This window comes from Pseudomonas sp. LBUM1651, assembly GCF_059716135.1.
The window spans coordinates 2,604,405-2,627,971 of record NZ_CP166805.1 but is presented as its reverse complement, the minus strand read 5'-3'; the positions used below and the strand labels follow the sequence as shown (position 1 = coordinate 2,627,971).

Genomic DNA, 23,567 nt, shown 5'->3' with positions numbered 1-23,567 from the left:
AATAAGACTTTTCACAAGGGAATCCCATGTCCAAGACTCAGTTGTTCGACCTCGACGGCAAGATCGCTTTCGTCTCTGGCGCCAGCCGTGGCATCGGTGAAGCCATCGCCAAACTCCTGGCCCAGCAAGGCGCCCACGTGATCGTCTCGAGCCGCAAACTCGAGGGCTGCCAACACGTCGCCGACGCGATCATTGCCGCCGGCGGCAAAGCCACTGCTGTCGCCTGCCATATCGGTGAAATGGAACAGATCAGCCAGGTCTTCGCCGGCATCCGCGAACAGTTCGGCCGCCTGGACATCCTGGTCAACAACGCTGCGACCAACCCGCAGTTCTGCAACGTACTGGACACCGACCTCGGCGCCTTCCAGAAAACCGTCGACGTCAACATTCGCGGCTATTTCTTCATGTCGGTCGAAGCCGGCAAGCTGATGCGCGACAACGGCGGCGGCAGCATCATCAACGTTGCGTCCATCAATGGCATCTCACCGGGGATCTTCCAGGGCATCTATTCGGTGACCAAGGCTGCGGTGATCAACATGACCAAGGTGTTCGCCAAGGAATGTGCGCAGTTCGGGATTCGTTGCAACGCATTGCTGCCTGGGCTGACGGATACCAAGTTTGCTTCGGCGCTGGTGAAGAATGAAGCGATCTTGAATACCGCGCTGCAGCAGATCCCACTCAAACGGGTGGCGGATCCAAGCGAAATGGCGGGGGCGGTGTTGTATCTGGCGAGTGATGCTTCCAGTTATACGACCGGGGTTTCGTTGAATGTGGATGGTGGTTTTTTGTCCTGATGCGCTTCACCGGATGAACAAAACGAAGCCTCAGGGCTTAATGCCAGTCAGGTAATCTGACTGGCATTTTTATTTCTAATTGGCTATTTCGTTGATTTGAGTCGGATGGCACGAGGACAGATGCACAAAGCTCCGCCAGATCCCACCCTACACCAGCTTGCTGATCGCCAAGGTAATCGGTGTATTCCCTAGACCACCAAGGTGTAAACCCAACTGGAAAGTGCCGGTATTGGTCCTCCCGATCACCTCCCAACTGTAGTCCGAATTCAAACTATTAAACGACGGCGTACTCTGCACATTGAAAGGGGTCAGCCCACTTTTAATCGTGCACTTGAGTGCCACCGGTCGGCCAGCCATTGGACTATCTGGCTTGGGGATCAACCTGACAGTTCGGGGAATGTCGCGGACAAACTCAGCGCCATCGGCGGGATCCGGCGCACCGTCAATCGTTACGTCAGCCTCAACGGAGAGGTCACTCGAAATCACTATGCAACTCGGTAACGTAATCGGCGTACGCATACCGCGACCGTGCAGGCCAAGCTCGAAAATGCCGCTTTTTGTCCTCCCGGTGACCGTCCAAGTGTAGGTCCGTTGCGGTAGGTCAAACCTCGGCGCGCTCACCACATTGTCATCATCAAGCCCACTTTCAATCGCGCACTTGAGCGTTACTGGAAGGCCTGCCAGTGGGCTGTTTGCATTGGGGACAAGCTTGATGGTCCTCGGTTTCTCGCGTTGAAACCAAATGGTCATATGGGAAACCGTCACACCGTCAATCTCAACTTTAGCCTCTTCGGCCAGGTTGCTCGATAACACCATGCTGACAGGCAACTTCAAGCCAGTGATTGCGCTCATCGCCTCCAAATCCAGCTGGAAGGTGCCGCTGTAGTTGGTGGCCTTGACCGTCCACTCTTGAGGGCCGTCCGAGGTCACCACCAGACTGTGTGGCGGCAGCCCGGTGAGCACTGTGGGTATTAGACGAAGCGGAAAGTTTTGCAGCGGACTGCCGGGCTTGAAAGTCAAGGTGATGGTCTGTGGCTCGTCTCTAAACAACACAATCCCGTCGACTGGATAAGCCGCACCTTCTACCAGCACTTTATCCACTTCATCAGCAAGATGAGTTGACAATACCAAGCTTGGGCGCTCGCAGACCTGCACCACTTCCCTGCTAAAAATAACCAATGTAACGCGACCACTCTTGCCCTGTTCCGGTGTGACCGTCCATTTTACCTTGCCATCGGTTAGCGGCACCCAACTGCCGAACGCCGGGGACGTACCGACCGCCAAACCATCATCATTGACCAACTCCATTTTCAGCGTGCTGACGATCGGCGGCAGAGCTTCCAACTCCACAGTATTTGCCTGCCCACGGCGCAAAACAATCTCTTCATCCCAATAGACATTTTTCCCATTCACAAACAATTTTGCCTGTTTCCAAGGGTTCTCCGTCAAAACCGAGCGTTCGGCTGTTTCCGCGTTTGTCTTGCTACTCATGGTGTTGCCTCGATAATTGGTGGTGGAATTAAGAGAACTAACCACTCGACTATCGGGAAAACACGCGATCTTCGTAACTGTCAAATTTGACAGTTACGCTAGAACGAATCGCTATAGCACTCAAGAATTGAACTACATCGGTGAAATGGAGCAGATCAGCCAGGTATTCGCCGGCATTCGCGAACAGTTCGGCCGTTTGGACATCCTGGTCAACAACGCCGCGACCAACCCGCAGTTCTGCAACGTGCTGGACACGGACCTTGGCGCCTTCCAGAAAACCGTCGACGTGAACATTCGTGGTTACTTCTACATGCCGGTCGAAGCCGGCAAGCTGATGCGCGACAACGGCGGCGGCAGCATCATCAACGTGGCGTCGATCAACGGCATCTCGCCGGGGATCTTCCTGGGCATCTACTCGGTGACCAAGGCGCGGTGATCAACATGAAGGTGTTTGCCAAGGAATGTGCGCAGTTCGGGATTCGTTGTAACGCGTTGCTGCCTGGGCTGACGGATACCAAGTTTGCTTCGGCGCTGGTGAAGAATGAAGCGATCTTGAATACCGCGCTGCAGCAGATCCCACTCAAACGGGTGGCGGATCCAAGCGAAATGGCGGGGGCGGTGTTGTATCTGGCGAGTGATGCTTCCAGTTATACGACTGGGGTTTCGTTGAATGTAGATGGGGGGTATCTGTCCTGATTCAGATACGGAAACCGTGACTGTTGCCCGTGGTAGTTTCACCACGGGCAAGCTGTCAATGCTTTAAATAGTTAGAAGACTCGTAACACTACGCACAGCCCCATAGGCAATTCATCTAAACCTACAGATTTTCATAAATAAACAACCAACCGTTTACACTTTCATGTCGTCCAAAAGAAAGGTCAGGTCCAAGGGGGATATGCATCAAATGTTGCCTTCAACTCAAAAAAAACCACGCCAATTTGCAACATTATCCTCGACGAAAATCTTCCAAACAGTACCTAAATCTTGACTGCGAGTGTATGGAAACGCCTTTGTAGCAACCCGGTGTGTCGGTGATAGCGTTCTTTTGGATGCGATCACCGACATGCCGGGTTGCCGCGAGCTCGATTTCGTTAACTGAGATAACAATCGCCGCGATTGCCAGTACCGCTGTCGCGCCGTTGCCTATTCCGTCTCCCCCTCTTGTTTATAAACTTCAATCAGCACCTTCGCTGTCCGTTTTGTGTTGTCGGGCAGCGTCACTGTTGCAGTTATCTCTCGCGTACCCACAGTATTGTAGAACATCAAAGGCGCAACGCATTTGCCATTCGCATTCGTTGGAGCGGTAAAATTATTCTTTTCCGGAATTACCATTTCTACAGAGACTCCCGGTACGGGAATGACTTTAGGGAAGGGGAGGAAGGACACTTGTACGCTCGGTGAAAAAGTAGCGAAGCGTGGGATTCTGAATGTTTCAGGAGGCAAAGGTGCAGGCGAGTCAAGAATCTGGACGAAGTACATAGTTACACTTGAGTAATTCGGTTTTGACAACCGGTTATTCGGCGAAGTCCATACTCCCCTCTCTCCTTCAGTGTACAACTTCAGTCCAAACGTCCCCGTCGTAAACGCTGTCAAGGTGACTTTCCATTGGTGGTCACTGGTGAATTGACGAAGTGACGGTTGGCTGGTCATGTCGCCGTATGACAATCCTGAACCAGGAATCCAGTCAAGCGCCAAGGAAACGCCTTTCAATACATCTCCGTTCTTGTAAGACAGCGTGAGTGTATGGGGTTCCCCTCCGGCGAAATCCGCCCCGTTCGACGGAATTGCAACGCCACCCAGCAAAACCGTTGCCTCATCCTCCAGTTTTGTTGACAGCAGTTTATTGCCCTCTATTTTTATGTTCCCCCTCCCGAAATGCTCGGCCGCGAGTTCAAAATGAAATACGCCGCTCCTGTCTGACGCGAATGTGATTTTCCAGCTATGGACCCGGGTGAAACTCTCTGGCGCGGGTACGCAGGTCACGAGCGGCGATCGCCCCGTCCACAACCCGATCCGATAACCCTCCAACGGGCTTCCCGGCTTGTAAGCCAGCGTCAGCGTGCATTCTTCACCTCTGTAGTAAATGGCGCCCGGTTCCGCATCTTTTCCGTTGATCTGAACCGTTACCTCATCCTTTAGCTCGCGCGAAACAACCCTGCTGACTGGTGACTCTATGCCGTTGGAGAAGCCCGTTCCCATCAATTCCAGCTTATAGGTGCCGCTGGTATCAGCCACAACACTCCACGTATGGCTGCCAGTCGGTGTCACCGTCAGGTTTCCATCGTTCATTCCAGTGAGAGGGACACCTAACAGCTGCAGCAGTGGGTATTTTGCTAGTGGGCTATCTGGTTTGTAGGCCAACGTGATGGTCGTGGATTCATTCCTGAATCCCCAATTATAATCAGGCTCGTAAGGTTCACCGTTCACCAGGAACTCTTCCACTTCATCTGCGAGATTTTCTGACATCACATAGCATTCAAGCGGCCAAGGCTCGTCCACTTCGGCACTATAAATAACCACTTCGATACGAGCACTTTTGCTGGTGTAGTCCGGGGTAATTGTCCATTCGAACGGTTGCTCGACTGGGGTTCCGAAGTCCGGAAATGCCTTGAAGGTCAGGTTTCCAGCATTACCCAAACCAAGTCGCAACTCCTTCGCAAATCCCTGCGGAGCCTCCACTTCCAGAGTGTTTTCTCGCGCTCGATCAATAAAGACGGGATCACCCCACTTCACCACCACGCCATTAATCCGCAACGTGGTTTCTTCCCAAGGGGAGCTCTTGTATATGGCTTTGTCGGCGTTGACTTTAATGGTCATGGCATCATCCCGATATTCGGTGGTGGTAACTAGAAAACTGACCACTCGACTATCAAGAAAATGCACGCACGAAAGAACTGTCAGAAATGACAGTTCCTCTAGATCAAATCGCGATAAAAAACCGAACTACCGGAACAGCACGAGGCTACTGAGTGACGCAACGAGTCGCAGTAGTCTCCCGCGTCACCTGCCCCTCCTCCGCCCGCACATCGCCCAGCACGTCGGTTTTTTCAGACGTTTCACAAGTGCGTTGGGGAATCGGGGGCGGCGCGGCGGGCGGTGGAGGTGGCGGGCTTGCGCAACCGCCAAGTAGGGCGGCGCAGAAGGCGAGCGATAACGGTGTAGAAACGCGTTTCCCAAGACTGTTCATTAGGCTGACCTGCGAGAAATGATGTGCTCATTTTTTGTGACAACAAAACTACGCTGGAAAGTCCACGATCCGGCCACAGAAAAAAACAATGTGTTCTTCCCGTTGAACTGTCAGTCATTTCCTAAAGTATGGGGGCTCATTGATGCAGGGTGTTGCTTTCGAGTTCGTAGCGCAGCTCTTCAACCAGTGCCTGCACGGCATCCGGGGTGCGGAGCGCTGTTACGCTCAACCCGCTGACCACCAGATCCACCTGCCCCGACACCGGGTGATATAGCTTCACCGTCAACGAATGGTCCCCCGTGAGCGTGCATTCACAGGCTAGCGGCGAAAAGCTGCGTTCCAGTTGCAGGCGTAATTGCGCCAGGGAAATCATTGCAATTCACCTTGGCGGCGGCGCATAAAAAATCGCGCTGTTAACGTGACCATGTAACGGTTCCTTTTCATGTATCGGAGGGGACACGAAGACTCGTATCGCACCCTTCCAGCCTAAGAACCGCCGAGCCCGATCAGAACATCCATTTGCACTGCCTCAGGTAGTGCATTTGCACCTTAACGCTGCCCCTTGGGTCGTCTCTCGCTTGAAAATAATCCGCGCTCGCGCGCCCAGACGATGGCCTCGCTGCGACTGTGCACATTGAGCTTGGAATAAACCGTCGACACGTGATTGCGCACGGTATTGGGGGCCAGTTTCAGGCGCGCTGCGATTTCCTTGTCGGCCAGGCCTTCGCAAATCAGGCTAAGGACATCACGCTCCCGGGCCGTCAGATCGGTGAACGACACACTGGGCAATTTTGGTGAGTTGACGCTCTTCACGTTGGCAAGTTTTTCGATCAGCGTGCGGCTGAACCAGGACGCGTCTTTCATCACTTCTTCAATAGCCGCCACCAACTCCAGCTCGGTGCGTTTGCGCTCGGTGATGTTCATCAACACCAGCAGGTAGCACGGGTTGTCGTGAATGTTCACGGTGTCGGCGGAAATCGCGCACTCGATCAGGTCGCTGTCTTTCTTGCGCACGCTGACATCGATGCGATCCAGCGTTCCGGTTTTCTCCATCGCCGCGAACAGCCGTGCGCGTGCGCCCTTGTCGTGGATGAAATCGATCTCTGCGATGGTCTTGCCGAGCACTTCTTCACTCGGGTAGCTGAGCGTTTCGAGAAACGCCTCATTGACGTCCAGCACCACCTGATCACTGGCGTTGCACACCAGGATCGGTACGGGCGTCAGGCGAAACGCTTTGGCAAACCGTTCTTCACTCTGACGCAGCGCTACTTCAGCCTTGTGCCGGGGCTCCATGTCGACGAAGGAAAACAGCATGCAATCTTCGTCGTTGAGTTCAAGGGGCTGACCCGCAACGATCACTTGTTTGCTGCCGCCCTCGGCCACTTTCAGCTCGGCCTGCATCTGGGGAATGGTGGCGTGCTCGCGCAAGCGCTCGATCGCCAGGTCTTTCTTTTCCGCGCCCTCGAGGATGTCCAGCTCATAGGTCGAAACGCCGATGACCTGATCGCGGGTATAGCCGGTCATTTCCAGAAAACCCGCATTGACCTTGATGTAACGCAGATCGCTGAGGCGGCAGATCACAGCCGGGGCCGGATTGGCGTTGAAGGTCTTTTCGAAGCGCTGTTCAGCGCTGGCCCACTCGGTGACATCGTCCATGATCAGCACCAGCGACTCCGGTTCGCCACCACTGTCGGCCAGGACCATGCTGCGCACGTTGTGGACCCAGGTATGCTCTTCGTCTTCGAGCTGAGTCACTTCCACCAGCACATCGCTGAACGTCTCGCCACGCGCCACGCGGTTGATCGGGTAGTTGTCGGCGGGGACCGGATGGTTGTTGCGATAGCGCAAGGCGAAGCGCTTGGCGTACTCCCCGGCATTGGCACCCAGGTCGCTGATCCGGCTGACACCGTGCATGGTCAGCGCGGCTTTGTTGGCCCAAAGGATGGTCTGGTCCAGCTCCAGCAGGATCACGCCGTCGGACAGGCCGGCGATGATCTGCTGCAACTGACGGCGATTGGTCTCGGTGGTCAGGACGTCCTGGCTCATTGGATCTCCACAATGGCGGGAGCGCCAACGTGGCGCGCTGTGAAGATTACGACCGCGAGGGGTCGGGATCGTGCGGCGCGCGTTGTTCCTCTGTAGGAGCGAGCTTGCTCGCGAAAAACGTCAGGAGGCCGCGTTCATCCAGGCTGCACGCATTATCGTTGACGTCCATCGCGAGCAAGCTCGCTCCTACAAGGTCACGTTGCCACCGGCCGGATCTTCATACCGCCAGTTGACCACCCGCAATCGCCGCCGACGCCGCCAGCATCGCCCGCAACAGCACCGCACACCCTGCCGCCAGATCATCCGGTGCGGCGTTTTCGATTTCGTTGTGGCTGATGCCGCCCTCGCACGGGACGAAGATCATCCCGGCCGGGCCGAGTTCGGCGAGGAAGATTGCGTCGTGCCCTGCTCCGCTGACGATGTCCATGTGCGACAAGCCAAGCCCTTGAGCGGCGCCGCGTACCGCTTCGACGCAGCCCTTGTCGAAGTACAGCGGTGGGAAGTCGGCGGTCGGTGTCAGTTCAAAGGTCAGGCCGTGTTCTTCGCAGGTGGTTTCGATCACTTCGCGGACTTCGGCGATCATCGAATCCAGGCGTGCCGGTTCCAGATGACGGAAGTCGAGGGTCATGCGTACTTCGCCGGGAATGACGTTGCGCGAGCCGGGATAGGCTTGCAGGCAACCGACGGTGCCGCAGGCGTGAGGTTGATGGCCGAGGGCGGCGCGATTGACGGCACCGACAATCACGGCGGCGCCGACCAGTGCGTCCTTGCGCAGGTGCATCGGGGTCGGGCCGGCGTGGGCTTCGACACCGCGCAATTTCAGGTCGAACCATTTTTGCCCGAGAGCGCCCATCACCACGCCTATGGTTTTGCGTTCGTCCTCAAGGATCGGGCCTTGTTCGATGTGGGCTTCGAAATAGGCGCCGACGGCGTGACCGCTGACCTTGCGCGGACCGGCGTAGCCAATCGCGTTCAGTGCTTCGCCAACGGTGATGCCTTCGGCGTCGACCTTGGCCAGGGTTTCTTCAAGGGTGAATTTTTCCGCGAACACGCCGGAGCCCATCATGCATGGGGCGAAGCGCGAGCCTTCCTCGTTAGTCCAGACCACCACTTCCAGCGGCGCTTCGGTTTCCACGCCGAGGTCGTTGAGGGTGCGCAGGACTTCGACGCCGGCGAGCACACCGAAGCAGCCGTCGAACTTGCCGCCGGTGGGTTGGGTGTCGATGTGGCTGCCGGTCATCACCGGCGGCAGGTTCGGGTTGCGGCCGGCGCGGCGGGCGAAGATGTTGCCGACGGCGTCGATGCTGACGGTGCAGCCAGCCTCCTCGCACCACTTGACGAAGATATCGCGGGCCTGACGATCGAGGTCGGTCAGGGCCAGGCGACAGACGCCGCCCTTGACGGTGGCGCCGAATTTGGCCAGGTCCATGAGCGACTGCCACAGGCGGTCGCGGTTGATGTGCTGATGGGTGGATTGCAGAACGTCTACGGCAGCGTTCATGGTGATCTCCTCAGGCAGTTGTTATAGGTTTTTTCAGGCGAATTTTTTGGTGTTTGTGCCGCCGCCTTCGCGAGCAGGCTCGCTCCCACATTTGGAATGCGTTTCCCCTGTGGGAGCGAGCCTGCTCGCGATGGGGCCATCCGTCACACCGGAGATTTCGCTACAGACGGGCTAGGCCGCATCGAGCACAACCCGTAATAAATCACCCCGCCCAGCGCCGAACCAGTGAACCAGCCATAGCTGTAAAACCAGCTGAACGCATCGCTACCCAGCGACAGCAGCGTCAACACCACCGGCACACCAAACGCGATAAACCCGAACCAGTTCCACGCCGGATACACGTCATCGCGATACAACCCTGCCAGATCCAGTTGCTGTTTCTTGATCAGGAAATAATCCACCACCATGATCCCGGCGATCGGGCCGAGCAGGCTGGAATAGCCCAGCAGCCAGTTCGAATAGACCGTTTCCAGGCTCACGTCCGAGACAATCAAGCCAAGCTTTTTCAACAGCTCATGGCCCATCAGCAACAACCCCACCAGACCGGTGAGCAACACCGCTTTGGTGCGGTTGATCACCTTCGGTGCGATGTTCTGGAAGTCGTTGGTCGGCGAAACAATGTTGGCGGCGGTGTTGGTGGAGAGCGTGGCGACGATGATCAGCGCCATGGCCAGCGCGACCCAGACCGGGCTCTGGATATGGCCGATCAAAGTCACCGGATCGGAGACGGTCACGCCCACCAGTTTCACCGACGCGGCGGTCATCACCACGCCCAATGATGCGAACAGGAACATGGTCAGCGGCAAGCCGAAAATCTGCCCGAGGATCTGGTCCTTCTGGCTTTTGGCGTAGCGGCTGAAGTCCGGAATGTTCAGCGACAACGTGGCCCAGAAGCCGACCATCGCGGTCAAACCGGCGGCGAAGTAACTGACCACGCTCGCCCCTTCCGGACGCTTGGCCGGGATCGCCAGCAACTCAGTCATCGATACATTCGGCATCGCCCAGACCAACAGCCCCAACCCGACCAGCACCAACAGCGGCGCGGACAGGGTTTCCAGCCATTTGATCGACTCGGCACCGCGCAGGACCACCCACAGGTTCAGCGCCCAGAACACCATGAAACCGATGACTTCACCGGTACCGCCGAGGGACTTCCAGCCCTCGAACACCGAGCCCAGAAACAGGTGAATCGCCAGCCCGCCGAACATCGTCTGGATGCCGAACCAGCCACACGCCACCAGCGCGCGAATCAGGCAAGGAATGTTGGAACCGAGAATACCGAACGACGAGCGAAGCAATACCGGAAATGGAATGCCGTACTTGGTGCCAGGGAAGGCGTTCAATGTCAGGGGGATCAACACAATGATGTTGGCGAACAGAATAGCCAACAGCGCTTCGCCGACCGTCAGGCCGAAATAGGCGGTCAGCACCCCGCCGAGGGTGTAGGTCGGCACGCAAATCGACATGCCGATCCACAGCGCGGTGATGTGCCATTTGTTCCAGGTTCGTTCCTGCACCTTGGTGGGTGCCATGTCGTGGTTGTAACGGGGACTGTCGAGGACATCGCTGCCGGCTTCGAGCTCGAACAAGCCGTCGCGCTCGGTCACTTGCGATCTGATCTGTTGCATGGCCGCTCCACTGTTCTTTGAATTGTTTTTTGCTCATCAGGGGCTGGCGGCATCAATAAACGTGCCGGGCACCCCGATTACGCATCGGGCAGTTCCATAAAACGTTTGTAAACAACTGATGTTGATCGGTTTTATTCATATCACGAGTGAGTCTTCGGCGACTTGTCTGCACGCTCAGGCTAAACGCCAGGCGAGTTGTCCGAACAGTCAGGACTCAATCTGGTGCGTCGATATTTTTTTCAAAGTTGCGCATCAACCATAGACCATCCTCAAGCGCCTGATTTCACATAAGAAATCTTGACCATTTTTACAACCTGTCAAGTGCGTCAAAATGGTGAGAGGGCTCACCATTTTGGTGATTAATCGTTTTAGTACTTATATTTCAATAACTTAAACCAGTTATATGCTTATAAAAAATATTCTTGCTGATTCCATGAACTCATACTAGCTTCTATTCCTGACAGTGTTGGCAGGAATACTCCTGTTGACGCCTGCTTCATATAAAACATTTAGAACCGGCACCAGTCGGTCATTGCCTGCGAGGAACTCGGAATGTCTCTGTTGATCCGTGGCGCCACCGTTATTACCCATGATGAAAGTTATCGCGCCGACGTCTATTGCGCCGACGGCGTGATCAAAGCCATCGGTGACAATCTTGATGTTCCGGCGGGCGCCGAAGTGCTCGACGGCAGCGGCCAATACCTGATGCCCGGCGGCATCGACCCGCACACGCACATGCAACTGCCCTTCATGGGCACCGTGGCCAGTGAAGACTTTTTTAGCGGCACGGCGGCAGGCCTTGCCGGGGGCACCACGTCGATCATCGACTTCGTGATTCCCAACCCGCAGCAGTCGCTGATGGAGGCCTTTCATCAGTGGCGCGGCTGGGCGCAGAAGTCGGCCTCGGATTACGGTTTCCACGTCGCGATCACCTGGTGGAGCGATCAGGTCCGCGAGGAGATGGCCGAGCTGGTCAGCCAACACGGCATCAACAGCTTCAAGCACTTCATGGCTTACAAGAACGCGATCATGGCGGCCGATGACACGTTGGTAGCGAGTTTCGAACGCTGCCTGGAGCTGGGCGCGGTGCCGACAGTGCATGCGGAAAACGGCGAGCTGGTTTATCACCTGCAACGCAAGCTGATGGCGCAGGGCATCACCGGCCCTGAAGCGCATCCGCTGTCGCGCCCTTCTCAGGTTGAGGGCGAAGCGGCGAGCCGGGCCATCCGCATCGCCGAAACCCTCGGCACGCCGCTGTATCTGGTTCACGTGTCGACCAAGGAAGCGCTCGACGAAATCACTTACGCCCGCAGCAAGGGCCAGCAAGTCTACGGCGAAGTGTTGGCCGGACATCTGCTACTGGACGACAGCGTCTATCAACACCCGGACTGGCAGACCGCCGCCGGTTATGTGATGAGCCCGCCGTTCCGTCCTCGCGGCCATCAGGAAGCACTTTGGCATGGGCTGCAATCCGGCAACCTGCACACCACCGCCACCGACCACTGCTGTTTTTGCGCGGAGCAAAAAGCGGCTGGTCGTGACGATTTCAGCAAGATCCCGAACGGCACCGCCGGTATCGAAGACCGCATGGCGGTGTTGTGGGATGAAGGGGTGAACACCGGGCGCTTGTCGATGCAGCACTTTGTGGCGCTCACCTCCACCAACACCGCGAAGATCTTCAACCTCTACCCGCGCAAGGGTGCGATTCGCGTCGGTGCCGATGCGGATCTGGTGCTGTGGGACCCCGAAGGTTCGCGGACGATTTCGGCGAAGACGCATCACCAGCAAGTCGACTTCAACATCTTCGAAGGCAAGACCGTACGCGGGGTGCCGAGCCATACGATCAGCCAGGGCCGTGTGGTCTGGGCCGATGGTGATTTGCGCGCCGAGCGTGGGGCCGGGCGGTATATCGAGCGGCCGGCGTATCCGGCGGTGTTTGATTTGCTGAGCAAGCGGGCGGAGTTGAACAGGCCGACAGCTGTGAAACGCTGAGAGCGGCCTTCGGCCTATCGCGAGCAGGCTCGCTCCCACATTTGAAATGCATTCCCCTGTGGGAGCGAGCCTGCTCGCGATGGGGCCGGCATAGGCGACACAAAACACAATGCCCACCAGAGGCAGTTACCTCAACAACCGTGAGGCCAACCCCGTGATCAAGACCCTGAACCACCTCCCGCATCCCTACGAGAATGCGGCCGCCCTCGCCGGCCATTTCACCGACCTGGCGCCGCCGCTCAACGACCGTCAGGCGCACCTCGAAGCCTCGCGCTGCCTGTATTGCTACGACGCGCCGTGCGTGAATGCCTGTCCGAGCGACATCGACATTCCCTCGTTCATCCGCAATATCCATCAGGACAACGTGCAAGGCGCGGCGCAGAAAATCCTCTCGGCGAACATCCTCGGCGGCAGTTGCGCCCGGGTCTGCCCGACGGAAATCCTTTGCCAGCAAGCCTGCGTGCGCAACAACGCCCATGAATGCGCGCCGGTGTTGATCGGCCTGTTGCAGCGCTACGCCGTGGACAACGCGCACTTCAGCGAACACCCCTTCCCTCGCGCCGCAGCCACCGGCAAGCGCATCGCCGTGGTCGGTGCCGGTCCGGCCGGTTTGTCCTGCGCCCATCGCAGCGCCATGCATGGTCATGACGTGGTGATTTTCGAAGCACGGGAAAAGGCTGGCGGCCTCAACGAATACGGGATCGCCAAGTACAAACTGGTGGACGATTACGCGCAGAAGGAACTGGATTTCCTGCTGCAGATCGGTGGCATCGAAATCCGTCACGGGCAGAAACTCGGTGAAAACCTAACCCTCAGCGAACTGCATCAGCAATTCGACGCGGTGTTTCTCGGGCTCGGCCTCAACGCCAGCAAACAGCTTGGGCTGGCCCACGAAGAGGCACCCGGCTTGCTCGCCGCCACCGAGTACATCCGTGAATTGCGCCAGGCCGATGATCTGACACAACTGCCTTTGGCCGACCGCTGCATCGTCCTCGGTGCCGGCAACACCGCCATCGACATGGCCGTGCAAATGGCCCGCCTCGGCGCACATGACGTGAATCTGGTGTACCGCCGCGGCGTCGAGGAAATGGGCGCCACCCACCACGAACAGGACATTGCCAAGGCCAATCAGGTGCGCTTGCTGACCTGGGCGCAACCCGAAGAAGTACTGCTCGACGAGCAAGGTAACGTGCGCGGCATGCGCTTCGCTCGCACACATTTGGTGGAAGGTCGACTGCAAACCACCGGCGAAACCTTCGAACTGGCCGCCGATGCGATCTTCAAAGCCATCGGCCAGGCCTTCGATTCAAGCGCCCTCAGCGATCCGCTGGCTCGCGAACTCAAGCGTCAGGGGGATCGGATTCAGGTCGATGAACACCTGCGCACCAGCATTCCGGGCGTGTATGCCGGCGGTGACTGCACCAGCCTCGATCAGGACCTCACCGTGCAGGCAGTGCAGCACGGCAAACTGGCGGCCGAGGCCATCAACGCTCAACTGATGCTCAACGTGGAGGCTGCGTAAATGGCCGATCTTTCGATTGTCTTCGCCGGCATCAAAAGCCCCAATCCGTTCTGGCTGGCCTCCGCGCCACCGACCGACAAGGCCTACAACGTGGTCCGCGCCTTCGAGGCCGGTTGGGGGGGTGTGGTCTGGAAAACCCTGGGTGAAGACCCGGCGGCGGTCAACGTGTCGTCGCGCTACTCGGCGCACTTCGGGGCCAACCGTGAGGTGCTGGGTTTCAACAACATCGAACTGATTACCGACCGCTCGCTGGAGATCAACCTGCGGGAAATCACCCAGGTCAAAAAGGACTGGCCGGACCGGGCGTTGATCGTGTCGTTGATGGTGCCCTGCGTCGAAGAGTCGTGGAAGCAAATCCTGCCACTGGTGGAGGCTACGGGTGCCGATGGCATCGAACTGAATTTCGGCTGCCCGCACGGCATGCCGGAACGGGGCATGGGCGCGGCGGTCGGTCAGGTGCCGGAGTATGTCGAACAGGTTACGCGCTGGTGCAAGACGTATTGCTCGCTGCCGGTGATCGTCAAGCTCACGCCGAACATCACCGACATCCGCGTCGCCGCCCGTGCGGCCCATCGCGGTGGTGCCGATGCGGTGTCGCTGATCAACACGATCAACTCGATCACCAGCGTCAACCTGGAGCGCATGGTCGCCAACCCCACCGTCGGCAGCCAAAGCACCCACGGCGGTTATTGCGGTTCAGCGGTGAAGCCAATTGCGCTGAACATGGTCGCTGAGATTGCGCGCGATCCGCAGACTCAAGGCTTGCCGATCTCCGGCATCGGCGGCATCGGCAACTGGCGCGACGCGGCGGAATTCATCGCGCTGGGCAGCGGCTCGGTACAGGTGTGCACGGCGGCGATGTTGCATGGTTTCCGGATTGTCGAAGAGATGAAGGATGGCTTGTCACGCTGGATGGACAGTCAGGGTTACGCCAGCGTATCGGAATTTTCCGGGCGCGCCGTGGGCAATACCACCGACTGGAAGTACCTGGACATCAACTATCAGGTGATTGCGAAGATTGATCAGGAGGCGTGTATCGGGTGCGGGCGTTGCCATATCGCCTGCGAAGACACTTCGCATCAGGCGGTGGCGAGCGTCAAGCAGGCGGACGGCACGCATAAATATGAAGTGGTCGATGAGGAGTGTGTGGGGTGCAATTTGTGCCAGATCACCTGCCCGGTACAGGACTGCATCGAGATGGTGCCGATGGAGAACGGGAAGCCGTTTCTGGACTGGAATCATGATCCGAGGAATCCGTATCACGTTGCGGTCTGAAATCTTCGGCGCCTGAACTGACGCCTTCGCGGGCAAGCCTTGCTCCTACAGGGTATGCGCAAATCCTGTAGGAGCAAGGCTTGCCCGCGAAGAGGCCGTCAGCCACACCGCAAAACTCACGGCTCCAACCCGATCCCCCGCAAAATCACACTCGTCACCGTCTGCACCGCCCGCTCGAACTGCATGTCCGACAGCGGCTGATGATCGTTCAGGATATTCACCTGATGATCAAAGTCAGCGTAATGCTGGGTCGAGGCCCAGATCATGTACAGCAGGCTTGAAGGCTCCACCGGCAGGATGCGTTTGTCGTCCACCCACTGGCGAATTTTCGCCTCTTTCATCTTGGCCCAGTCGTACAGGCTGGCGTCCAGCGCGACACCCAGCGTCGGCGCGCCGTGGATGATTTCGTTGGCCCAGACTTTCGAGCCGTAAGGCCGGCTGCGGGAGTGGTTCATCTTGGCGCGGATGTAGCTGCTGAGCACGACGCGCGGGTCATCGAACATCTCGAAACACAGGGCGTCCTGCTTCCACACCTCCAGCAAATCGAACAGCACGGCGCTGTACAACTCGGTCTTGGTGCTGAAGTAGTAATGCAGGTTGGAACGCGGCAGTTGCACTTCGGCGGCGATGTCGGCCATGGCGGTACCGCCGAAGCCTTTTTCGGCAAAGACCTTTTCGGCCCCGAGCAGGATTTTTTCGACGTTACTGCGGCGAATCTCGATCTTGTGATTGCCCATGAGGGCTCCCTGACAACAGCGTTGCTCAAGACTAACATCCGCTCTACATCGCGGCGACAGAGGAAAACGAAACTTCGTACACCCGCCCGCTCGCGCCCACAGTTAAACTGTCGCCCTTCTTCGAACCTGCCTCTGAGGTATCCACGATGCTTTTCAAGAAAACACTCACCGTCGCCGCCCTGCTCGGCTCGTTGCTCGCCGCCTCGTCGGTGTTTGCCCACGCCCATCTGAAAGGCCAGACCCCGGCCGCCGACAGCACCGTGAGTGCACCCTCGGAACTGCGTCTGGAGTTTTCCGAAGGTGTGGAAGCGACGTTCACCAAAGTCACGATCAGCAAGGACGGCACCGACGTGCCGGTGAAAAGCCTGGCCACCGAAGGCAGCGACAAGAAGACCTTGATCGTGACGCCAGCAGCGCCGTTGACGGCGGGTACTTACAAAGTCGAATGGCACGCGGTGTCGGTCGATACCCACAAAAGCGAAGGCGCGTACAGCTTCAAGGTTGGCCAGTAATTCATGACGAGCGCGATGGTGCTGTGCCGTTTCCTGCATTTCACCGTGGTGCTGATGCTGTTCGGGGCCTGGGTATTCAGGCCATTACTGTTGGGCCGTGAGACGTTGCCGGGGCCATCTCTGGCGCGAGTCAGCCGTTGGCTCGCGGCAGTGGCATTGGTCAGCGGTGTCTGTTGGTTGCTGCTGATCACCGCCAGCATGGCCGGGGACCGGGCGGCGGCATTCGATCCGTCAACCTTGCGGTTGGTGCTGGGCAATACGTTTTTTGGTCAGGTCTGGACCTGGCATCTGCTGCTCAACGGATTGTTGGTGGTTTTGCTCCTGACGCCGCTGCGCACCCACCCGTCCTTGCGCCTGATCCTCAGCGGCCTGTTGCTGGCCACTCTGGCGCCGGTCGGCCACGGGGCGATGCTTGATGGTCTCAGCGGCCAGTTGCTGATCCTCAATCAAATCGTTCACCTGATGTGTGTCGGAGCCTGGTTGGGCGGGTTGATGTTGCTGGTGATGATTTTGCGGCAACCGGCTGGCCATGCCGTTCGCGAAATACTGCAACGCTTCAGCGGCGTGGGTTACGCATTGGTGGCCGGCTTGGTTATCACGGGGCTGATCAATGTGCGGGTATTGACCGGGCAGTTCTGGCCTACACCGCTACTGTCCGGTTTCGCATTGATTCTACTGATCAAGGTTGTACTGGTCGCCGTCATGTTGGGGCTGGCGCTGTTCAATCGGTTGAGGATCAAGGATTGCGAGCAGCGGTTGGCCACGCTCAAAACCAGCGCGATCCTGGAATGGCTGCTGGGGATTGGCGCAGTGGCCGCGGTCTCCCTCCTGGGCACCATGCCCCCGATGATCACCGGCTGAAACATACACATCCCCTATGGGAGCGACCTTTTGTGGCGAGGGGATTTATCGGAATGCCGCACCACCCCGTTCGGCTGCGAAGCAGTCGTCGATCCGGCGTGCGGTTTACCTGAAGAAATGGAGATTCAGGTTTTGGGGCCGCTTCGCGGCCCAACGGGGATAAATCCCCTCGCCACAGGATCTCCTTTGCCATAGGTAAGCCACTTTGCCCACAGAACCCTCCGTCAATTTCCACAAAAGTCGCGTTGACAAGACCCGGAAAGCCTAACGATACTCCGACCAGGTCATACGACAACCTACAACGATTCTGACAACAATAATTTGCGTCCCGGAACTGCCATGACCACTACGCCCAACGCCCCTTTCAATCGCCTGCTGCTGACCGGTGCCGCCGGTGGCCTCGGTAAAGTCCTGCGCGAAAGCCTGCGGCCTTACGCCAATGTGATCCGCCTGTCGGACATCGCCGACATCGCACCCGCCATCGATGACCGCGAAGAAGTCGTGACCTGCGACCTGGCGGACAAGCAAGCCGTCCATCAACTGGTCGAAGGCGTGGACGCGATCCTGCACTTCGGCGGCGTCTCGACGGAGCATTCGTTCGAAGACATCCTCGGCGCCAACATCTGCGGCGTATTCCACATCTACGAAGCTGCGCGCCGCCATGGCGTGAAGCGGGTGATTTTCGCCAGTTCCAACCACGTCATCGGTTTCTACAAACAGGATGAAGTGATCGACGCCCGCTCCCCTCGCCGCCCGGACAGTTACTACGGTTTGTCCAAGTCCTACGGCGAAGACATGGCCAGTTTCTACTTCGATCGCTACGGCATCGAGACCGTCAGCATCCGCATCGGCTCTTCGTTCCCGGAACCGCAAAACCGTCGGATGATGAGCACCTGGCTGAGTTTCGGCGACCTGACCCATTTGATCGAACGCGCTCTGTACGCCCCGAACGTCGGCCACACCGTGGTTTACGGTGCCTCCGACAACAAGAAGGTCTGGTGGGATAACCGCTATGCTACCGCCCTGGGTTACGCACCACAGGACACGTCTGAAGTGTTCCGCGAAAAAGTCGAAGCCCAACCGATGCCGGCCGCGGATGACCCGGCCATGGTTTATCAGGGTGGTGCCTTTGTCGCGTCCGGCCCGTTCGGTGACTGAACCCCCTTGTTTCACTTGATCCCCACAACAAAAAACCAAGGGAATGAGTCGCCATGCAAGCCGAATTGATTGTCGATGCCCGAAACGGGGTCGGTGAAAGCCCGGTCTGGGTTTCCGAGGAAAACGCCCTGTACTGGGTCGACATTCCCGCCGGGGGCCTGCAACGCTGGAGTGCCGAAACCGGCCATGTCGAGGCCTGGACCGCGCCGGAAATGCTCGCCTGCATCGTGCGCAGCCCTGACGGCAGTTGGGTCGCCGGGATGGAAAGCGGGTTCTTCCGCCTTAATACGCACAACGACGGCAGCCTCGACAGTGAATTGCTGGCGCACGTCGACCATTCCCGTACGGACATGCGCCTGAACGATGGACGTTGTGACCGTCAGGGGCGCTTCTGGGCCAGTAGCATGGTGCTGAACATGGGCGCCAATGCGGCGGACGGCGCGTTGTATCGCTACAGTGCCGGACAACGCGGGCCGCTCGATGCGCAACTGGGTGGATTCATCGTGCCCAATGGCCTGGGCTTCAGCCCGGATGGCCGCACAATGTACCTGTCGGACTCTCATCCCTCGGTCCAGCAAATCTGGGCTTTCGATTACGACACCGACAGCGGCACGCCGTCCAACCGACGGCTGTTTGTCGACATGCATCAGTTCCCCGGTCGCCCCGACGGCGCCGCGGTAGACGACGACGGCTGCTACTGGATCTGCGCCAACGACGCCGGGCTGATCCACCGTTTTACCCCCGATGGCCGCCTCGATCGCTCACTCGCAGTACCCGTGAAAAAACCGACCATGTGCGCCTTCGGTGGCAGCCGACTGGACACGCTGTTCGTGACCTCGATCCGCCCCGGTGACGACCACGACCCACAGTCTCTGGCCGGGGGCGTGTTCGCCCTTGATCCCGGCGTAAAAGGTTTGCCGGAACCTCGCTTCAACCACTGATTGAAAACGCGTTACCTGTAGGAGCCGGCTTGCTGCGGGCGGCGTTCCGACGATGGCGTACTTGAGACCGCCATCGCCAGCAAGCCGGCTCCTACAAATTATCCCCGTACTCATTCCTATCGCGGGTCAACATGACGCCAACCCTGCTCGAACTCAACGACGGACTCACCCTCCTCACTCTCGCCCCCGAACTCGGTGCGAGCACCGTCAACTGGACCGTGCGCAGCTCGGGGCAGCCGCTGTTGCGCCACAGTGACGCTCACGCGCTCAACACCGGCCTGCCCGGCAAGCTCGGGTGCTTTCCCCTGGTGCCGTGGTCGAACCGCATTTCCGACGGTGGTTTCGATCGCCCGGATGGCTGGCTCGCGCTCGAGCCCAACAGCCTCACCGATCCGCTGCCGATTCACGGCAACGCCTGGCAGCAGCCGTGGCAGGTGGTTTCGCAGACGCAGGATGAAGTCGTCCTGCAACTCGACAGCACCACGCCGTTCGCTTACCGCGCCCGGCAGCGTTTCCACCTGAGCGACGGCAAACTGAGCATCGAGCTGCATGTCACGCATCTGGCCGAACTCGCCGCGTGGCATGGTCTGGGGTTGCACCCGTATCTGCCGCGCACTGCCGGCACGCAGTTGCAGGCAAAAGCCGGGCAAGTCTGGTTATGCGACGCTGCCAAACTGCCCACACAACTGAGCGCATTGCCCGCCGATTGGGACTTTCAGCAACTCAAGGCTTTGCCTGACACGCTGGTCGACAACGGTTTCTGCCAATGGGATGGCCATTGCCTGATCCAGCAACCCGACCTCGGTTATGAACTGGAATGCCAGGCCCACGGCAGCGCTTACTACCTGCTCTACTGCCCGGTGGACCTGGCGTTTTTCTGCATCGAACCGGTGAGCCATCCGGTCAATGCGCACCACTTGCCCGGCCGTCCGGGATTGGTGTTGCTGGAGCAAGGTCAATCCGCCGAACTGGGTTTCAGCCTGCAATACCGCGCCTACCCCAATAACTGACTCAGCACTGCGCGCAACTTGCCGGGTTTCACCGGTTTGTTCAGCAACGGCGCATCCAGTCGCTGCAAGGAGCGCCGGCACTGATCGGTGCGGTCGGCGGTGATGATCACCGCCGGAATGGTCTGGCTGAAATGCTCGCGTAAGTGTCGCACCACCTCACACCCCACCACCCCGTGATCGAGGTGATAGTCCGCCAGAATCAGTTCCGGCGCCTGGCCCTGCAACGCCGCCAGTGCCGAGGTTTCGTCGGTGGCGACGACCACTTCGCAACCCCACTGCCCGAGCAATGCGCTCATGCTTTCCAGAATGCTCACTTCATTGTCCAGCACCAGCAAGCGCCGGCCCGGCAATGGATTGCCGGTACCCGGCTGGGGCGCCGCGAGGCTGATGGGTAGCGGAACCTCATGGGAAATCGGCACCTCAATGCTGAACATCGAACCGCGTCCCGGCAGCGAATGCACCTGGATCCGGTAGTCGAGGATCTTGGCGATGCGCTCGACGATTGCCAGCCCCAGCCCCACACCTTTGCGGTCGGCGGCGCGGCCAACGTCCAGTTGATTGAACTCAAGGAAGATCGAATCGATGCGATCCGCCGGGATCCCGCGCCCGGTGTCCCACACTTCCAGACGCAGTCGATCGCCGCGACGCCGGGCCCCGAGCAGAATGCTGCCTTCATCGGTGTAGCGGCAGGCGTTACTGAGGAAGTTGCGCAGGATGCGCGTCATCAGGCGCAGGTCGGTGCGAATGGCGAAATCGCCCATGTGCACGCGCAAACGCAACCCGGCCGCATCGGCCACTGACCGGAACTCGGACACCAGCGGCCCGAGCAATTCATCGAGGCGGTACAACGCGACATCCGGTTTGACCGCGGCCTGATCGAGCCGGGAGATGTCCAGCAAATCGGTGAGCAAATCTTCCGCCCCTTCCAGGGCCTGATGGGTGCGTTCGACCAGCACCTGTTCGACGTCCGGCAGTTTGCGCTCACGCAAGGTCGAGATCAGTAAACGCGCGGCGTTGAGGGGTTGCAGCAGGTCATGACTGGCGGCGGCGAGGTATTTGTCCTTGCTGCGATTGGCGGCCTCGGCCGCGTCACGGGCATCGCGCAAGGCCTCGGTGATCTGTTTACGCTGGGTGATCTGTTGCTGCAGGTTGCGGTTGGCTTCGAGTAATTCGTCGGTGCGCGCGGTCACGCGTTGTTCCAGTTCGTCATTGAGCTGTTGCAGCCGTTGCTGGGCCTGTTTGCGTTCAGTGATGTCGGCGACAAACCCCTCCACCAGCGCCTCTTGATCGGGCTTGAGCAGCAAGTTCATCAGTACGTCGAGGCTGCTGCCGTCCTTGCGTCGCAACTGGGTTTCATAGCCGTGCAGACTGCCCTGATGCCTGAGCATCTCACCGATATTTTCCAGTTCCCGGGCACCGCCGACAAACAGGTTGCTTGCCAGGTCAGCCAGGGAAAACAACACGTCCTGAGGGTTTTCATAGCCCAGCATCCGCGCCAGCGCCGGGTTGGCGGCGCGCATGCCTTCGAGCAGGCTGGCCTGGAAGATCCCGTGCACCGCATTTTCGAACAGCCACTTGTAGCGATTACGCTCGGCTTCGAGCTCGTCGAGGCGCGCGGCGAGTTCCGGGTAATGGCTCTTGCGCGCCGAGTGGCTGCCTAATCCGAGTAACCCGGCCAGCGCGCGTTGTTGTTCGTCAGAGGGCTTCGCCATAGACGACCTCGACATCGCGCTGGCTGGATTCGCGCGGGTTGGTCAGGATGCACGGGTCGTGCATGGCGTGTTGCGACAGGAACGGAATATCCGCCGTGCTGACGCCGTGCAAACCGAGGGTTTCGTGGAAGCCGATGGCGTGTTTCAACGCGATCAGGTGCTCAACCAGACGCCCGCAGATCTGCCGGTGATTGAGGCCTCGGCAATCGATACCGAACGTCTCGGCAATCACCTTGAACCGTTCCGGCGCGGAGCTGTAATTGAAGGCCACCACGTGCTCCACCAGCACCGCGTTACACAAGCCGTGGGGCAAGTCGAGAAAACCGCCGAGGCTGTGGGACATGGCGTGCACCGCGCCGAGGATCGCGTTGGAGAACGCCAGCCCGGCCTGCATGCTGCCGAGCATGATCTTCTCGCGCAGGGCGATGTCGCTCGGGTTGGCGATCATCTGCACCAGGTTGCCGTTGATCAGGCGCATCGCTTCCAGCGCGTGGGGGTCGGTCAAGGGACCGTGACCGGTGGACACGAACGCTTCGATGGCATGTACCAACGCGTCGATGCCGGTACAGGCCGACAGGAACGGGTCCATGCTCAGGGTGGTTTCCGGGTCGATCAGCGACACGTCCGGCACCACCGCTTTGCTGACGATGGAGAACTTCATGCGTTCTTGCTGGTTGGAAATGATCACGAACTGCGAGACATCCGCCGAGGTGCCCGCGGTGGTCGGAATCAGGATCAGCGGCGGGCTGGGCACGCGGATGGTGTCCACCCCTTCGAACTCGAGGATGCTGCGCCCGTGAGCGACGACAATACCGATGCCCTTGCCGCAATCCATCGGGCTGCCGCCGCCGACCGCCACAATCACATCGCAGTGGTTTTCCTTGTACAGCTCGGCCCCGAGCATGACTTCTTCGACCCGTGGGTTGGGCGAAACGTCGCTATACAGAAAGTAATCGATGCCCTGGGCTTGCAGGCTGGCCTCGACATCGGCGACCCAACCGGCGGCGATCACGCCGGGATCGCTGACCACCAGGACCTTGCGGGCGCCAAACGTCTTGGCGCAGTTGCCGACGTTATGCCGACAGCCAGCACCAAAGATGATTTCAGGGGAAACGAATTTACGCAGCTGGCTGAGACTCTGGCTCATTGGAAAGCCTGTTTTTTATTGTTTTGAAAGGTAAAGCCACACTAACCCATCCG

The 23,567-nt window shown here is 58.7% G+C and carries 18 protein-coding genes and 1 pseudogene; 10 read left to right on the top strand and 9 right to left on the bottom strand.

Features of this window, described 5'->3' with window-relative positions; translation table 11 throughout:
• The first annotated feature begins 26 nt into the window (after positions 1–26).
• Positions 27–794 (top strand): SDR family oxidoreductase, encoded by a 768-nt coding sequence (locus ACA066_RS12345; RefSeq protein ID WP_497699437.1) that lies wholly within the window; start codon positions 27–29, stop codon positions 792–794.
• 147 nt (positions 795–941) lie between these two features.
• Here the strand turns inward: ACA066_RS12345 and ACA066_RS12340 are convergent, their stop codons facing one another.
• Positions 942–2,285, bottom strand: a complete 1,344-nt coding sequence (locus ACA066_RS12340) for a hypothetical protein (RefSeq protein ID WP_497699436.1) — start codon at positions 2,283–2,285, stop codon at positions 942–944.
• 133 nt (positions 2,286–2,418) lie between these two features.
• On the opposite strand from ACA066_RS12340, the pseudogene ACA066_RS12335 reads away from it, so the two are divergent.
• Positions 2,419–2,981: pseudogene (locus ACA066_RS12335) on the top strand (SDR family oxidoreductase); the annotation flags it as partial.
• 447 nt (positions 2,982–3,428) lie between these two features.
• On the opposite strand, the gene ACA066_RS12330 reads toward ACA066_RS12335, so the two are convergent.
• The 5 genes from ACA066_RS12330 to ACA066_RS12310 all read right to left on the bottom strand — a co-directional run bounded on the left by ACA066_RS12330 (position 3,429) and on the right by ACA066_RS12310 (position 10,647).
• Positions 3,429–5,102, bottom strand: a complete 1,674-nt coding sequence (locus ACA066_RS12330; protein ID WP_497699435.1) for a hypothetical protein — start codon at positions 5,100–5,102, stop codon at positions 3,429–3,431.
• Positions 5,103–5,608: 506 nt separating this feature from the next.
• Entirely contained in the window at positions 5,609–5,845 is a 237-nt protein-coding gene (locus tag ACA066_RS12325) for a DUF1652 domain-containing protein (protein ID WP_497699434.1), read from the bottom strand.
• A gap of 176 nt (positions 5,846–6,021) precedes the next feature.
• On the bottom strand, positions 6,022–7,518 hold the full coding sequence (locus ACA066_RS12320) for a helix-turn-helix transcriptional regulator (RefSeq protein WP_497699433.1): 1,497 nt from the start codon (positions 7,516–7,518) through the stop codon (positions 6,022–6,024).
• A gap of 217 nt (positions 7,519–7,735) precedes the next feature.
• Positions 7,736–9,019 carry a Zn-dependent hydrolase gene (locus tag ACA066_RS12315; RefSeq protein WP_497699432.1) on the bottom strand — a complete coding sequence of 428 codons (1,284 nt, stop codon included), beginning with the start codon at positions 9,017–9,019 and terminating at the stop codon, positions 7,736–7,738.
• 143 nt (positions 9,020–9,162) lie between these two features.
• Positions 9,163–10,647, bottom strand: a complete 1,485-nt coding sequence (locus ACA066_RS12310) for an NCS1 family nucleobase:cation symporter-1 (RefSeq protein ID WP_497699431.1) — start codon at positions 10,645–10,647, stop codon at positions 9,163–9,165.
• A 552-nt stretch (positions 10,648–11,199) separates the two neighbouring features.
• Between ACA066_RS12310 and hydA the strand changes: the two genes are divergently transcribed.
• The 3 genes from hydA to preA all read left to right on the top strand — a co-directional run bounded on the left by hydA (position 11,200) and on the right by preA (position 15,436).
• Positions 11,200–12,639 (top strand): dihydropyrimidinase, encoded by a 1,440-nt coding sequence (gene hydA, locus ACA066_RS12305; protein WP_497699430.1) that lies wholly within the window; start codon positions 11,200–11,202, stop codon positions 12,637–12,639.
• A 154-nt stretch (positions 12,640–12,793) separates the two neighbouring features.
• Positions 12,794–14,161 carry an NAD(P)-dependent oxidoreductase gene (locus ACA066_RS12300; RefSeq protein ID WP_497699861.1) on the top strand — a complete coding sequence of 456 codons (1,368 nt, stop codon included), beginning with the start codon at positions 12,794–12,796 and terminating at the stop codon, positions 14,159–14,161.
• Positions 14,162–15,436, top strand: coding sequence for an NAD-dependent dihydropyrimidine dehydrogenase subunit PreA (gene preA / locus ACA066_RS12295; RefSeq protein WP_497699429.1), 1,275 nt, complete (start codon positions 14,162–14,164; stop codon positions 15,434–15,436).
• A 116-nt stretch (positions 15,437–15,552) separates the two neighbouring features.
• On the opposite strand, the gene ACA066_RS12290 is transcribed toward preA, so the two are convergent.
• A complete protein-coding gene (locus ACA066_RS12290; RefSeq protein ID WP_084320882.1) occupies positions 15,553–16,173 on the bottom strand; it encodes a TetR/AcrR family transcriptional regulator in 621 nt (206 codons plus the stop codon).
• 146 nt (positions 16,174–16,319) lie between these two features.
• Here ACA066_RS12290 and copC point away from each other — a divergent pair, with 146 nt between their 5' ends.
• From copC to ACA066_RS12265, 5 genes are all read left to right on the top strand, one after another.
• A complete protein-coding gene (gene copC, locus ACA066_RS12285; protein WP_497699428.1) occupies positions 16,320–16,685 on the top strand; it encodes a copper homeostasis periplasmic binding protein CopC in 366 nt (121 codons plus the stop codon).
• A gap of 3 nt (positions 16,686–16,688) precedes the next feature.
• Positions 16,689–17,546 carry a copper homeostasis membrane protein CopD gene (gene copD, locus ACA066_RS12280; protein ID WP_497699427.1) on the top strand — a complete coding sequence of 286 codons (858 nt, stop codon included), beginning with the start codon at positions 16,689–16,691 and terminating at the stop codon, positions 17,544–17,546.
• A gap of 339 nt (positions 17,547–17,885) precedes the next feature.
• On the top strand, positions 17,886–18,704 hold the full coding sequence (locus ACA066_RS12275) for an NAD-dependent epimerase/dehydratase family protein (protein WP_497699426.1): 819 nt from the start codon (positions 17,886–17,888) through the stop codon (positions 18,702–18,704).
• A 53-nt stretch (positions 18,705–18,757) separates the two neighbouring features.
• The gene (locus ACA066_RS12270) at positions 18,758–19,645 is read left to right on the top strand and encodes an SMP-30/gluconolactonase/LRE family protein (protein WP_497699425.1); all 888 of its coding nucleotides are present in this window, start codon (positions 18,758–18,760) and stop codon (positions 19,643–19,645) included.
• 131 nt (positions 19,646–19,776) lie between these two features.
• Positions 19,777–20,655, top strand: coding sequence for an aldose 1-epimerase (locus tag ACA066_RS12265; protein ID WP_497699424.1), 879 nt, complete (start codon positions 19,777–19,779; stop codon positions 20,653–20,655).
• On the opposite strand, the gene ACA066_RS12260 is transcribed toward ACA066_RS12265, so the two are convergent.
• Positions 20,640–22,367: a PAS domain-containing hybrid sensor histidine kinase/response regulator gene (locus tag ACA066_RS12260; protein ID WP_497699423.1), complete on the bottom strand. Its 1,728-nt coding sequence runs from the start codon at positions 22,365–22,367 to the stop codon at positions 20,640–20,642. The genes ACA066_RS12265 and ACA066_RS12260 overlap by 16 nt on opposite strands.
• Entirely contained in the window at positions 22,351–23,514 is a 1,164-nt protein-coding gene (ercA, locus tag ACA066_RS12255) for an alcohol dehydrogenase-like regulatory protein ErcA (RefSeq protein ID WP_497699422.1), read from the bottom strand. The genes ACA066_RS12260 and ercA overlap by 17 nt, the downstream gene beginning before the upstream one ends.
• Positions 23,515–23,567 lie beyond the last annotated feature (53 nt).

Excerpts from the sequence above, each read along its gene's own strand:
- copC (WP_497699428.1), top strand. The coding sequence starts at position 16,320 with ATGCTTTTCAAGAAAACACTCACCGTCGCCGCCCTGCTCGGCTCGTTG.
- ACA066_RS12330 (WP_497699435.1), bottom strand. The coding sequence starts at position 5,102 with ATGACCATTAAAGTCAACGCCGACAAAGCCATATACAAGAGCTCCCCT.
- ACA066_RS12310 (WP_497699431.1), bottom strand. The coding sequence starts at position 10,647 with ATGCAACAGATCAGATCGCAAGTGACCGAGCGCGACGGCTTGTTCGAG.
- ACA066_RS12290 (WP_084320882.1), bottom strand. The coding sequence starts at position 16,173 with ATGGGCAATCACAAGATCGAGATTCGCCGCAGTAACGTCGAAAAAATC.
- ACA066_RS12275 (WP_497699426.1), top strand. The coding sequence starts at position 17,886 with ATGACCACTACGCCCAACGCCCCTTTCAATCGCCTGCTGCTGACCGGT.
- hydA (WP_497699430.1), top strand. The coding sequence starts at position 11,200 with ATGTCTCTGTTGATCCGTGGCGCCACCGTTATTACCCATGATGAAAGT.
- preA (WP_497699429.1), top strand. The coding sequence starts at position 14,162 with ATGGCCGATCTTTCGATTGTCTTCGCCGGCATCAAAAGCCCCAATCCG.
- ACA066_RS12260 (WP_497699423.1), bottom strand. The coding sequence starts at position 22,367 with ATGGCGAAGCCCTCTGACGAACAACAACGCGCGCTGGCCGGGTTACTC.
- ACA066_RS12325 (WP_497699434.1), bottom strand. The coding sequence starts at position 5,845 with ATGATTTCCCTGGCGCAATTACGCCTGCAACTGGAACGCAGCTTTTCG.
- ACA066_RS12345 (WP_497699437.1), top strand. The coding sequence starts at position 27 with ATGTCCAAGACTCAGTTGTTCGACCTCGACGGCAAGATCGCTTTCGTC.
- ACA066_RS12340 (WP_497699436.1), bottom strand. The coding sequence starts at position 2,285 with ATGAGTAGCAAGACAAACGCGGAAACAGCCGAACGCTCGGTTTTGACG.
- copD (WP_497699427.1), top strand. The coding sequence starts at position 16,689 with ATGACGAGCGCGATGGTGCTGTGCCGTTTCCTGCATTTCACCGTGGTG.
- ACA066_RS12320 (WP_497699433.1), bottom strand. The coding sequence starts at position 7,518 with ATGAGCCAGGACGTCCTGACCACCGAGACCAATCGCCGTCAGTTGCAG.
- ACA066_RS12315 (WP_497699432.1), bottom strand. The coding sequence starts at position 9,019 with ATGAACGCTGCCGTAGACGTTCTGCAATCCACCCATCAGCACATCAAC.
- ACA066_RS12270 (WP_497699425.1), top strand. The coding sequence starts at position 18,758 with ATGCAAGCCGAATTGATTGTCGATGCCCGAAACGGGGTCGGTGAAAGC.
- ACA066_RS12265 (WP_497699424.1), top strand. The coding sequence starts at position 19,777 with ATGACGCCAACCCTGCTCGAACTCAACGACGGACTCACCCTCCTCACT.
- ercA (WP_497699422.1), bottom strand. The coding sequence starts at position 23,514 with ATGAGCCAGAGTCTCAGCCAGCTGCGTAAATTCGTTTCCCCTGAAATC.